Below are 11,217 nucleotides of genomic sequence, written 5' to 3' on the forward strand. Positions count from 1 at the left end.
TTATCCCCCTAACGCTTACGCTTCTTGACCGACAGTTTCGTCTTCGATTCCAAGCTCATGCTTAATCCAGTCGTATCCTTCAGCTTCCAAACGCTGTGCAAGCTCAGGTCCGCCTGATTTAACGACGCGGCCTTGCATCATGACGTGCACGTGGTCAGGCGTGATGTAGTTCAAGAGACGCTGATAGTGCGTGATGATCAGGCAGCCGAAGTCTTCGCCGCGCATTTTGTTGATGCCTTTTGAAACGACTTTAAGGGCGTCGATGTCCAATCCTGAGTCGATCTCGTCAAGGATCGCGATTTTAGGCTCAATCATCATCAGCTGAAGAATTTCGTTGCGTTTTTTCTCCCCGCCTGAAAATCCTTCGTTCAGATAGCGCTGCGCCATGTCAGGGTCCATTTCAAGAAACTCCATGTTCTCATCCATTTTGCGGATAAATTTCATTAATGAAATTTCATCGCCTTCTTCTCTGCGCGCATTGATGGAAGAGCGAAGAAAGTCAGCGTTCGTTACACCGCTGATTTCGCTCGGATACTGCATTGCCAAAAACAGGCCGGCGCGGGCGCGCTCGTCCACTTCCATCTCAAGTACATCCTCGCCGTCAAGCAGGATGCTGCCTTTCGTTACTTCATATTTCGGGTGTCCCATGATCGCCGCAGATAAAGTCGATTTACCTGTACCGTTCGGTCCCATGACAGCGTGGAACTCCCCGCCTTTTATTTCAAGGTTTACACCTTTTAAAATCTCTTTCCCTTCAATCTCAACGTGAAGATCTTTGATTGTTAAAGTCGAAGCAGCCATGAAATATACCTCCAATATAGATAATCATCATTCTCAATTTATTCTCATTCTAATTTTATAACAAATGAAAAGTGAATACAACAAAAGTCTTTTTGACCTTTTTCGTGTACATGTTCTAAAGTGTAACAAAAATTGCTTTTTTCTTAAAGAGATTACGGAAAGAAACTTTATGAATACAGATTCATCCAATAATGGGATCGTTTTAAAAAAGGAGAAATGCGGGGCGAAGTCTTTAAAGCCGCCCCCTTGAAGGGGGCGGTGCGTTCTCAATTGCACGGATGATAATGGGAATGGTTTTCTCCTTCAATCTGCAGTGTCACATGTCCGAGTTTAAATTCTTTCTTTAGATAGTCTGATACTTGATGCAAGATTCTATCCCTGTCACCGTCCTCACTGACGACCACATGGCAGCTTAAAGACGGAAAATCGGACGTAATTGACCAAATGTGAAGGTCATGTATATCTTTTACGGACGGGATTGACAGAAGGCCGTTTTTGAGCCGCTCGATATCGATATGCTCCGGCTTTCCTTCCATTAACACATGAACCGAATCTTTCGTGACACGCCAGCCGCTTCCAAGTACAAGGAGAGCCGCAATGACGCTTGCAATCGGATCAGCGATATTCCAATTGAAGAACAGCATCAACAGGCCGGCAATGATCGCGCCGACAGAGCCGAGCAGATCCCCGAGTACATGCAGGAAGGCGCTGCGCAAGTTTAAGTTTCCGCTCGTATCGCCTTTCATTAACATCCAGGCAGCCGCTATATTGATGAGCAAGCCAATGGCCGCAATCCCCAGCATGCCTGCGCTTGCAACTTCAGGCGGGCTGAAAAAGCGATGGTACGCTTCCCAAAAAATATAAAATGAGATCGCAAGCAATGCAATACCGTTTATAAAGGCGGCCAATATCTCAAATCGCTTGTATCCGTACGTTTTGCGGGCGTTTGCCGCTTTTTTTCCAAACGTCAGGGCAAAGAGGCTCAATCCAAGCGCTGCTGCATCACTGAGCATATGTCCGGCATCGGACAAAAGAGCAAGGCTGTTTGTCAGCATTCCGCCGATGAATTCGACCACCATAAAGGTGAAAATCAGGCCGAAGCTGATAAACAGCGCCTTTCTGTTTGCGTTGTGGGCATGATGATGGCTGTGGCTTCCATGGTCGTGGGAATGACTCATAATAAACCCCTCCTTTTATATATGATCATATGTTCATATATTAATTTTATCTTTGTCTCTTGTGTTCGTCAACCGGTTTTTTTTCGGGAACCGGACATGCGAAAGGACGGAATGATATCCGTCCTCCCATTACCCTGTCACATTTATTTGCAAGACGATTTGCTTGCTTTTTTCGTACTCTGCTTCACGCTTTTTCTCTACTTCCAAACGCACTGCGCGGCTTCTCGCATATTCCCCGTAGCCGAGGCCGTGCGACGTGTGCATCGCTTTTTCCATGTCCGCCGTAAATTCAAGGTCAAGCTGCTCCCTGACTGAGCAAATAATGAATCATCCTTTCAGCTGCTTTTCTACATGGTAGCAGCTGATGCACACAATAGACAAAGGTGAATGTGCTGCGCATATGCCCGAAGGCTGTAGTCAGTGCTTCATTTGCTTGAATTCTTCTATCGCCTGCAAGACGAGCGTGACGGACTGACTCATCGCCGCTCCTCCGCCAAATGCGGCGGTAACGCCGACGGCTTCAAGAATTTCTTCCTCTGTCGCTCCGCTGTCGAGACACCCCTTTATATGGTAGATGATGCAATATTCGTCCTGAGAGCTGATGCTGATGCCCAGTGCAATCAGCTGTTTCTCCTTTTCGCCGAGCACGCCTTTTTTAAAGCATTCCTGTGTAAATTCATTGTACTTTGCAGCAATTCCGGGCATTTTCTCGGAAAAGATGCCGATTCCCGCCTTATATTCGTGCAGTGCCGTTTCGATGATATTGTCTGGTTGTTGCTGATTCACGCGTACTTCCTCCATTTGTGTTTAGATTTTTTCTTTATTATGGACAACTTTTCGGAAAATACGCGAAAAAACCCCGGTTTGGCTAAACCGGGGTTCGCTTTTATTCAGATACAGAAAGCACTGAACCTTCATATTTTTTGTCGATGAAATCTTTGATTTTGTCTGAATGCAATACGTCCATCAGCGCTTTGATTTTCGCTGAGTCTTCGTCGCCTTTGCGCACTGCGATGATGTTTGCATAAGGATTGTCTTTTGGTGACTCAAGCATGATGGAGTCTGTTTTCGGGTTCAGCTTGTTTTGGATCGCGTAGTTCACATTGATGAATACAGCGTCTGCTTCATTGGTTTCATAAGCTTTTGCCGTCATTTCAGGCGCGACATTGTTTTTGATTTTCAGGTTCTTCTTGTTTTCTGTAATGTCTTTAACTGTAGCATCGATTTTTTTGACACCGGATTTTAATTTGATCAAACCGGCTTTTTCAAGCATTGACAGCATACGGCCCTGCTCTGCGGCGTTATTGCTCATGATGATCGTCGCACCGTCAGGAAGATCTTTTAGAGATTTGTACTTTTTGGAATAGATCCCGAATGGCTCAAGGTGAACCGCGCCGACATTTACTAAGTCATAGTCTTTGTTTTCTTTCATTTCCTGTTCAAGATAAGGAACGTGCTGGAAGTAGTTTGCGTCAAGATCCTTGGATGCAAGCGCCTTGTTAATCAGTTTGTAGTCAGTGAACTTCTTGATTTGAAGATCATAGCCTTTTTCCTTCAAAAGCGGTTTAGCTTCCTCAAGAATTTCCGCATGCGGTGTCGGCGTCGCTCCGATGACGATGACTTTGCTGTCTTTATCGCCTTCGCTGCTGGAAGAACCGCATGCTGACAAAATGCCGGCAAAAACGATGAGCAAAGCAGCAATCAATAAACTCTTTTTCATTTGAATAGCCTCCCTAACGTTTGTCTAGTTTATTTGTTATAAAATCCCCAATTAACTGGATGATGAATACGATGGCCAAAATAAAAATCGTGGCAATGACAATAATATCGTTGCAATTCATCTGAAAACCGTCGACATATGCGAGGTTTCCGAGCCCTCCGGAACCGATCGCACCGGCCATGGCTGTTGATCCGATGAGCGCGATCGCCGTAACCGTAATACCTGAAATGAGTGCAGGCATTGATTCCGGCAGGAGAACCTTGAAAATGATCGTCGACGTTTTTGCACCCATCGATTTCGCCGCTTCGATCACGCCTTTATCGACTTCGCGCAGCGCGATTTCAACAAGGCGGGCATAAAACGGTGCGGATGCGATAATCAACGCCGGCAAAGCCGCATTCGGCCCCAAAATCGTTCCCATGATAAATTTTGTGAAACTTAGCAAAATAATAATTAATATAATAAACGGAATCGACCGGAAAACGTTGACAATAGCTGAGATCACAGCATTAATCACCTTGTTTTCCCAAATGTTTCCTTTCGATGTCAAATACAGCAGCAATCCGAGAATGATTCCGATGATAAACGCAAACAAAAGCGATATGCCTGTCATATAAACCGTTTCGTATGTCGCATTCCACAGGTTATCAAGATTCACATTAGGAAACAGTTTCTCAAACATTTTTAATCACCTCTGCTTCTACCTGGCGGCTCTTAATGAAATCGACCACCCGGCTGACTTCACTGTCATTCCCGTCCACATGAATGAATAAAGATCCGTAAGCGCCGTCTTGTGTTTGCGAAATTTTCCCTTGAAGGATGTTGACTTCAACGTCAAATTTCCGGATGATCTGCGTGATGAGCGGTGTTTCGGCCGCTTCGCCGACAAATGTAAGCTGGATCGTCTGACCGGTTTTCGTTTCCTCAAGGAAATGCTGCAAGGTTTCCTTTGTTTCTTCCGGTTCTGTCACCTGCTGGACAAAGCGCTTTGTCATGTCTTCCTTCGGCTTTCTGAAGACGTTCAGCACGTCGCCTTCTTCCACAACCCTGCCGTTTTCCATAACGGCTACTCTGTGACAGATTTTCCTGATGACGTGCATCTCATGGGTGATCAGGACGATGGTCAGCCCCAGCCTTTCGTTGATATCAGACAGAAGGCCCAGGATCGAGTCAGTCGTCTGCGGATCAAGCGCTGATGTCGCTTCATCGCAAAGGAGAACTTTCGGATTGTTGGCGAGCGCCCTTGCGATGCCCACCCGCTGCTTCTGTCCTCCGCTTAGCTGGGAAGGATAGGCGTTCTCCTTTCCTTCAAGACCGACGAGCTTGATCAGTTCAGCGACTCTTTTTAAGCGCTGCTCTTTGCCAACGCCGGCGATTTCGAGCGGAAACGCGATATTGTCGCGGACCGTCCTCGACCATAAAAGGTTGAAATGCTGGAAGATCATGCTGATTTCCTGCCGCGCTTCCCTCAAGCTTTTCCCTTTGATTCGGCTGATTACCCTGCCCGCTACTTCAACAGTGCCTGAAGTCGGCTTTTCAAGTCCGTTCAACAGACGGATCAAGGAGCTTTTTCCGGCTCCGCTATATCCAATAATTCCGAAGATTTCACCTTTTCCTATTCTGAGGGTGACATCTTGGACAGCATTGACATCTCCATGTTTTGACCGATAAACCTTTGAAACGTTTTGAAGATTTATCAAAGCCATCACCTGCTTTCTTGCTCTATTCTTCGAGGTCCAATCATGTTCATGAAAAAAGCCTTTCTGCACACATGAGCAGAAAGGCTATTAAAAGTCGCGGCCTTTCTCTCATCTTTCAAAGCATAACGCTTCGCGTGAATTGGCACCACTTCAACGGTTGTTGATGGTTGCCGGGTTTCATAGGGCACTTCCCTCCACCTCTCTTGATAAGAGAATCGTATATTTATTTTTTGATAATGATGATCGGAATTCTTCAAGTAGAATATCATGCAGAAAAATAGTTGTCAACTATTTTTCGTAAGACAAATGTCCTATCCGTTCGTGCGGCAAAAGCGAAAAAAAAGACGGGCATACCGACAGCCCGCCGTCCCGGTCATATGTTGTATCATGTGTCAATTTTTCAAAAAATGTCTATGAATAAAGGTCGCTGTTTTTGAAAAATCCGTCAGTCAGCCACAAAATCGCTTCAAGCTTTAATAAAGCCCTGAAAGAGCCTTTTACTTTGATCGTGCCGCGCTGAACGAGATTTTGCAATGAAATGTCTCCATGAAGAAGGTCAATGATCTCGCTTTGCTCTCCAAAAAAAGTCAAATGAGCTTTTTCAACAGGAGAAGATTTTTCCATTTCCCCCTGTTCATTGATCGTTACCGTAAAAGCTTCTTTTTCTCCTTGAAAGGTGATCAGCAAAGCTGTTGTTGATAATAGAGGTTTTAAAAAAGGAGCTCGTTCCTCTCTTTCTACCAATCCTATTTTCTCCAACTGTATAACCTCCTGTCAATTGGTCATACTTACAGATTCTCTTTATACAGCTGGAGTCCTTTATGATTTGCTCGACAAGTTTTTGAGAAATATTTCCCGAGAAATATGTCAAAAAGCGCCTTAATCAACAACATTTTGTTTAATCGTATCATATAAATAGGAAACGGAGTGAAAAGCGTATTCTTTTTTGACGATTCGGCCATTTTTATAAAGAATGAAGCATGGCACACTTTCAATTTCATTTTCTTTGGCAAACGTCGGGGAATAGTTGAGATTATTTTTGTAGAATGGAACATCTGCAAGCATTTCATCAACGACTTCCAGCATCCTGCCGGCAAGCTGACATGTTCCGCAGAACGGGGTATATAAATACAAAAGACAGGTTTCTTTGCTAAGCTGTTTTAAATCTCTTTCCTGGAGTTCCTGCATAAGTTGAACCGCACCTCAATACTTTTTAATCATAAATATTTCGTATCCACTTGGATATTCGCCCTGAAAAGAACCTCTGCGACGTGGTGATTCGGAGCTGCAGCAACTTCCTTGTAGACCTTGTCAATGTAAAGATGGGAAGCTTCCGGCAGTTCCCTTTTCAGCTGCCGGCGCAGCTTTTCTCCGGATTCATCGGCATCGACCAGTATATATACGTCTTTGTCATACAGCGTTTCGGCAAACTCATCTAGTCTGGAGAGACTGATCGTACCGTTTGTACAGATGATGTCAAGCGGCTCTCCGCTGACATGCTTCACTTTAAGCTTATCGGTTTTGCCCTCTACGATTACGACTTTTTCAGTTTCCGGCATTTGGATCACCTTTTAAGAGAAAAATAGATTCATTCCAAAAAAAGGCAGTGAATACTCACCGCCTAAGCCGGTCAGCACCAGCCTTGATGATCATCACAATCTACATATTTTGCGTCCGGTTTCTTTACAGTATCAGCCACTTTGTAAAATTTTTGATCCTGGAAAGAGTATCCGGACTTTAAATCGTATTGATCCATCCCGGTCATGCGGCCGATCGGTTCATTGTCATAATACAGCTGCATGCCGCCGGCTTTAAAACGGCCTTGAACATGCTCTGTAATATCAATTTTCTCTTTTCCCAGCGTCAATTTGGATACCCCCTCCTGCTTTAGAGTATCCAAATGACAGGGCATTATCCTTTATCAGTCTTCTTTTGTCATCTCTTCGTATTGTTCTGCTGTCATCAGGCTGTCGATTTCTGAAGCGTCAGCCGGTTCAACGACAATCATCCATGCTTTCTCATACGGAGACTCATTGACGAATTCCGGGCTGTCTTCCAGCTCCCCGTTCACTTCGACAACTTTCCCGTTGATCGGCGCATACAATTCAGAAACGGTTTTAACAGACTCGACGCTGCCGAAAGGCTCGTCCGCTTTAATTTCGGCTCCTACTTCAGGCAGCTCGACAAAGACGATGTCTCCAAGCTCGGATTGCGCGAAATCGGTGATACCGATTCTTACTTTGTCCCCCTCTGTTTTGACCCATTCATGCTCTTCTGAATAGCGCAGTTCTTTCGGTGTGCTCATGCTAATCCCTCCAAGAATTGTTTTAGTCGTCTTACATTGAAGATATCATATTTTCACGTACTATAACCAGTATCTCTTAAACTGATCTTCGTTAAAACCGACCGTTACCTTTTTTCCGTCAGCCGTGATCGGGCGTTTGATCAGCATTCCGTCGGAAGCCAGAAGCTCAAGCTGCTCGTCTTCTGACATGCCTTGAAGCTTGTCCTTTAAGCCAAGTTCCCGGTACTTCTGCCCGCTTGTGTTGAAGAATTTTTTTAACTCAAGGCCGCTCTTTTCATAAAGCTCTTTCAGCTTGTCCTTAGTCGGCGGCTGTTCTGCGATATGTATCCTATTTACCTCTTTGCCGTGGTCCTCGAGCCACTTTTTCGCTTTTCTGCACGTTCCGCATTTCGGGTACCAATAAAAGTCTAAAGCCATCATATACACCCCTCTTCATTTATCCGAGGCTATTTTAACACAGATTGTTTTAAAAGCCTAAAACAATTGTTTCGCCAAGACAAATGCCCCGCTGTGTGAACGGGGCGTTTTTGATTTACACGATGAATTTCTCCGCTTCAAAGACTGCCTTGGCTGCCAGGCGTTTTTTCTTAATGACATTGACAGGTGTAAAGCGGGTCAGCTTGCGGAGAGCGGCAAGCATCATCCGCAGCGAATCTCCGGATTCCATCGCGATTAACGATTCCTTTGCATGGCTTTCGATTTCCTGGAAAGCTTCCTGCGCGAAAATTTGCGTGTAGAGGATTTTCTGCGGATGTTTTTCCTCACCGTCTTTGAGAACCGCTTTTTCTGTTCTTAAGATAGCCGATTCCATGGCGTACACCTGGCTGGCAATATCGGCGATGTTCACGAGAATTTCCTGCTCGTTATCGACGGTTTTCCCGTATTTCTGCGCGGCAAGCCCTGCGATGAGAAGCGCGATTTTTTTGGCGTTTTTCAGGATGTATTTTTCCTGTTCCAAAACGCCGCCGCCCGGTTCTTCAGGCATGAGCATCATCAGTTCCTCTTGAAGCGCTTTAGCTTTTTCGAAAAGCGGGAGCTCGCCTTTCAGCGCTTTTTTCATATATGTGCCAGGGACGATAAGGCGGTTGATTTCATTCGTTCCTTCGAAAATCCGGTTAATCCGGGAATCGCGGTATGCCCGCTCGACTTCGTATTCCTGCATAAATCCATATCCGCCGTGGATTTGTACGCCTTCGTCGGCAATATAGTCAAGAGTCTCAGAACCGAACACTTTATTTAACGAGCACTCGATCGCATATTCGGCAATCGATTTTGCAACCTGGCGGCCGTCTTTTTGATCCTCTTCGCTCAAGGTACCCATTTTGTCTTCAAAAAGTCCGACTGTCCGGTATACGGAGCTTTCCATTGCATACAGTTTTGTTGACATGTTCGCGATTTTTTCGCCGATCAGACTAAAGCTTGAGATTGGCTTCTGAAACTGGCGGCGCTGATTTGCATAAGCGGCCGACAGCTCGATCACCCGTTTTGAGGCGCCGATTGTTCCGACTGCAAGCTTGTAGCGGCCGATATTTAAGATGTTGAACGCGATAACGTGCCCTTTTCCCGCTTCGCCTAATAGGTTCTCTTTCGGAACGTGCACCTGGTCTAAAATCAGCGTGCGAGTCGAAGATCCCTTAATGCCCATTTTTTTCTCTTCCGGGCCTGTTGAAACGCCTTCGTAGTCTTTTTCAACGATGAATGCCGAAAAATGCTCCCCGTCTATTTTCGCATACACGATAAACACGTCGGCGAAGGCGGAGTTGGTGATCCATTGCTTTTCACCGTTTAATATATAATGAGTCCCCGCTTCATTCAGCACGGCCGTCGTTTTCGCCCCGAGCGCATCAGACCCCGAACCCGGCTCTGTTAATGCATAAGCGGCAACCTTTTCCCCTGAGGCAAGCGACGGAAGGTACTTTTCTTTTTGCTCCTGCGTCCCGAAGAAGACAATCGGCAGCGTCCCGATTCCGACATGGGCGCCGTAGGACAGCGAAAAGCTTCCGGCCCGCGAAAATTTTTCAGTAATCAAAGCTGAGCTGATTTTATCAAGGCCGAGTCCGCCGAACTCTTCCGGGACATCGGCGCCGAGCAGCCCGAGCTCGCCGGCTTTTTTCAGGAGCCTGACAGAGTGCTCGAAATGGTGGTTTTCAATGTCGTCGATATATGGAAGTACATCGCCGAGAATATAGTCCTCCGTCGTTTTGGCGATCATTTTATGTTCGTCTGTGAAATCTTCCGGTGTGAACATCTGATCAGCGGTTACGTCTTCCACCAGAAAAGCGCCGCCTTTTTTCATAAGTTCCTTTGTTTGTTCCATGTTCCCATCCCCTTTTTTAGACTAATTCGAATACGCCCGCCGCTCCCATGCCGCCGCCGATGCACATCGTCACAACGCCGAATTGGGCGTTTCTTCTGCGCATTTCGTGAATGAGCGTAAGCGTCAGCTTTGTACCGGTACAGCCGAGCGGATGTCCGAGTGCGATCGCTCCGCCGTTAACGTTGACTTTCTCTTCATCAATTCCAAGCGCTCTGATGACTTGAATGGCCTGTGAGGCAAAGGCTTCATTCAATTCAAATAAGCCGATGTCTTTCAGTTCAAGCCCAGCCATCTTCAGCGCCCGCGGTACCGCTTCAATAGGGCCGATCCCCATCACTTCTGGCGGAACGCCCCCGACGGCAAAGGCGCGGAATTTGGCAAGCGGCTGAAGGCCGAGTGCATCCGCTTTCCCTTTGTCCATCAGCATGACGGCGGCAGCTCCATCGCTCGTTTGCGAAGAATTCCCCGCGGTGACCGTGCCTCTTGCGGAAAATGCCGGCTTTAATGTTGAGAGTACTTCCGCCGTCGTCTGCGGACGTACGCCTTCATCGACGGAAAATGTAAACGTTCTTTCCTGTAATTGATGATTTTCGTCCACTTCTCTGACGGTGATCTCCATCGGGGCGATTTCTTCCGCGAATTTTCCTTCAGCTATCGCTTTTGCCGCTTTTTGGTGGCTCCTGACGGCAAAGGCGTCCTGATCCTCCCGGGACACGCCGTATTTCGCTGCAACCTGCTCTGCTGTATGCCCCATCCCCATATAGTACTCAGGAGCCGTTTCGGCCAGAGCCGCGTTCGGTCTGACGATATGGCCCATCATCGGCACGATGCTCATCGATTCCGCTCCGCCGGCAATAACCGTGTCCGCTCCGCCGAGCATGATCTTTTCGGCCCCGTATGCGATCGATTGAAGACCTGAAGAACAATACCTGTTGACCGTTACGGCCGGGACGGTATGTGGAAGGCCGGCAAGCGCGCCGATATTGCGGGCCATGTTCAATCCTTGCTCGGCTTCCGGGGTGGCGCAGCCGATTATTAAATCATCAATATTCCCATCATACCCGCCGGCTCTTTTCAATGTTTCTTTGACGGCGTGCGCTCCTAAATCATCCGGGCGGACCGTTTTCAATGAACCTTTTTTTGCTTTTCCGACCGGGGTTCTCGCTCCCGACACAATAACTGCCTCTTTCATTTTT

Annotated in this window: 15 protein-coding genes and 1 riboswitch; all 15 genes read right to left on the reverse strand. The window is 46.7% G+C overall.

The features are described 5' to 3' along the window. Window positions 1-15 precede the first annotated feature (15 nt). The 15 genes from sufC to AB447_RS09070 all read right to left on the reverse strand — a co-directional run bounded on the left by sufC (window position 16) and on the right by AB447_RS09070 (window position 11,213). On the reverse strand, window positions 16-801 hold the full coding sequence (gene sufC / locus AB447_RS09000; protein ID WP_048353212.1) for a Fe-S cluster assembly ATPase SufC: 786 nt from the start codon (window positions 799-801) through the stop codon (window positions 16-18). 266 nt (window positions 802-1,067) lie between these two features. Then, on the reverse strand, window positions 1,068-1,979 hold the full coding sequence (locus tag AB447_RS09005) for a cation diffusion facilitator family transporter (protein ID WP_048353213.1): 912 nt from the start codon (window positions 1,977-1,979) through the stop codon (window positions 1,068-1,070). A gap of 129 nt (window positions 1,980-2,108) precedes the next feature. Beyond that, the gene (locus AB447_RS26220; protein ID WP_164918177.1) at window positions 2,109-2,255 is read right to left on the reverse strand and encodes a YuzK family famiily protein; all 147 of its coding nucleotides are present in this window, start codon (window positions 2,253-2,255) and stop codon (window positions 2,109-2,111) included. Between the two features lie 141 nt (window positions 2,256-2,396). Continuing rightward, on the reverse strand, window positions 2,397-2,780 hold the full coding sequence (locus AB447_RS09010) for a carboxymuconolactone decarboxylase family protein (protein ID WP_048353214.1): 384 nt from the start codon (window positions 2,778-2,780) through the stop codon (window positions 2,397-2,399). A gap of 85 nt (window positions 2,781-2,865) precedes the next feature. Then, entirely contained in the window at window positions 2,866-3,699 is an 834-nt protein-coding gene (gene metQ, locus AB447_RS09015) for a methionine ABC transporter substrate-binding lipoprotein MetQ (RefSeq protein WP_048353215.1), read from the reverse strand. A 13-nt stretch (window positions 3,700-3,712) separates the two neighbouring features. Then, window positions 3,713-4,381 carry a methionine ABC transporter permease gene (locus AB447_RS09020; RefSeq protein WP_048353216.1) on the reverse strand — a complete coding sequence of 223 codons (669 nt, stop codon included), beginning with the start codon at window positions 4,379-4,381 and terminating at the stop codon, window positions 3,713-3,715. After that, window positions 4,374-5,399 (reverse strand): methionine ABC transporter ATP-binding protein MetN, encoded by a 1,026-nt coding sequence (gene metN / locus AB447_RS09025; protein WP_048353320.1) that lies wholly within the window; start codon window positions 5,397-5,399, stop codon window positions 4,374-4,376. The genes AB447_RS09020 and metN overlap by 8 nt, the downstream gene beginning before the upstream one ends. A gap of 105 nt (window positions 5,400-5,504) precedes the next feature. Beyond that, a riboswitch (SAM riboswitch) is annotated at window positions 5,505-5,612 on the reverse strand. Window positions 5,613-5,810: 198 nt separating this feature from the next. Beyond that, entirely contained in the window at window positions 5,811-6,158 is a 348-nt protein-coding gene (locus AB447_RS09035; RefSeq protein ID WP_048353218.1) for an SCP2 sterol-binding domain-containing protein, read from the reverse strand. A 120-nt stretch (window positions 6,159-6,278) separates the two neighbouring features. After that, the gene (locus tag AB447_RS09040) at window positions 6,279-6,587 is read right to left on the reverse strand and encodes a thioredoxin family protein (protein WP_048353219.1); all 309 of its coding nucleotides are present in this window, start codon (window positions 6,585-6,587) and stop codon (window positions 6,279-6,281) included. A 29-nt stretch (window positions 6,588-6,616) separates the two neighbouring features. Further along, window positions 6,617-6,958: a toprim domain-containing protein gene (locus tag AB447_RS09045; protein ID WP_048353220.1), complete on the reverse strand. Its 342-nt coding sequence runs from the start codon at window positions 6,956-6,958 to the stop codon at window positions 6,617-6,619. 71 nt (window positions 6,959-7,029) lie between these two features. After that, a complete protein-coding gene (locus tag AB447_RS09050) occupies window positions 7,030-7,266 on the reverse strand; it encodes a YusG family protein (protein ID WP_053075368.1) in 237 nt (78 codons plus the stop codon). Between the two features lie 54 nt (window positions 7,267-7,320). Further along, window positions 7,321-7,704, reverse strand: coding sequence for a glycine cleavage system protein GcvH (gene gcvH / locus AB447_RS09055; protein WP_046130205.1), 384 nt, complete (start codon window positions 7,702-7,704; stop codon window positions 7,321-7,323). Window positions 7,705-7,764: 60 nt separating this feature from the next. After that, window positions 7,765-8,121: an arsenate reductase family protein gene (locus AB447_RS09060; RefSeq protein WP_048353321.1), complete on the reverse strand. Its 357-nt coding sequence runs from the start codon at window positions 8,119-8,121 to the stop codon at window positions 7,765-7,767. A gap of 115 nt (window positions 8,122-8,236) precedes the next feature. Further along, window positions 8,237-10,021: an acyl-CoA dehydrogenase family protein gene (locus AB447_RS09065; protein ID WP_048353222.1), complete on the reverse strand. Its 1,785-nt coding sequence runs from the start codon at window positions 10,019-10,021 to the stop codon at window positions 8,237-8,239. A 16-nt stretch (window positions 10,022-10,037) separates the two neighbouring features. After that, window positions 10,038-11,213: an acetyl-CoA C-acetyltransferase gene (locus tag AB447_RS09070; protein WP_048353223.1), complete on the reverse strand. Its 1,176-nt coding sequence runs from the start codon at window positions 11,211-11,213 to the stop codon at window positions 10,038-10,040. Window positions 11,214-11,217: the final 4 nt, after the last annotated feature.

This window comes from Bacillus glycinifermentans (genome assembly GCF_001042475.2).
GTDB classification, from domain to species: domain Bacteria; phylum Bacillota; class Bacilli; order Bacillales; family Bacillaceae; genus Bacillus; species Bacillus glycinifermentans.

Excerpts from the sequence above, each read along its gene's own strand:
- AB447_RS09010 (WP_048353214.1), bottom strand. The coding sequence starts at position 2,780 with ATGGAGGAAGTACGCGTGAATCAGCAACAACCAGACAATATCATCGAA.
- AB447_RS09065 (WP_048353222.1), bottom strand. The coding sequence starts at position 10,021 with ATGGAACAAACAAAGGAACTTATGAAAAAAGGCGGCGCTTTTCTGGTG.
- AB447_RS09020 (WP_048353216.1), bottom strand. The coding sequence starts at position 4,381 with ATGTTTGAGAAACTGTTTCCTAATGTGAATCTTGATAACCTGTGGAAT.
- sufC (WP_048353212.1), bottom strand. The coding sequence starts at position 801 with ATGGCTGCTTCGACTTTAACAATCAAAGATCTTCACGTTGAGATTGAA.
- metQ (WP_048353215.1), bottom strand. The coding sequence starts at position 3,699 with ATGAAAAAGAGTTTATTGATTGCTGCTTTGCTCATCGTTTTTGCCGGC.
- AB447_RS09070 (WP_048353223.1), bottom strand. The coding sequence starts at position 11,213 with ATGAAAGAGGCAGTTATTGTGTCGGGAGCGAGAACCCCGGTCGGAAAA.
- AB447_RS09045 (WP_048353220.1), bottom strand. The coding sequence starts at position 6,958 with ATGCCGGAAACTGAAAAAGTCGTAATCGTAGAGGGCAAAACCGATAAG.
- gcvH (WP_046130205.1), bottom strand. The coding sequence starts at position 7,704 with ATGAGCACACCGAAAGAACTGCGCTATTCAGAAGAGCATGAATGGGTC.
- AB447_RS09060 (WP_048353321.1), bottom strand. The coding sequence starts at position 8,121 with ATGGCTTTAGACTTTTATTGGTACCCGAAATGCGGAACGTGCAGAAAA.
- AB447_RS09040 (WP_048353219.1), bottom strand. The coding sequence starts at position 6,587 with ATGCAGGAACTCCAGGAAAGAGATTTAAAACAGCTTAGCAAAGAAACC.
- AB447_RS26220 (WP_164918177.1), bottom strand. The coding sequence starts at position 2,255 with ATGGAAAAAGCGATGCACACGTCGCACGGCCTCGGCTACGGGGAATAT.
- AB447_RS09005 (WP_048353213.1), bottom strand. The coding sequence starts at position 1,979 with ATGAGTCATTCCCACGACCATGGAAGCCACAGCCATCATCATGCCCAC.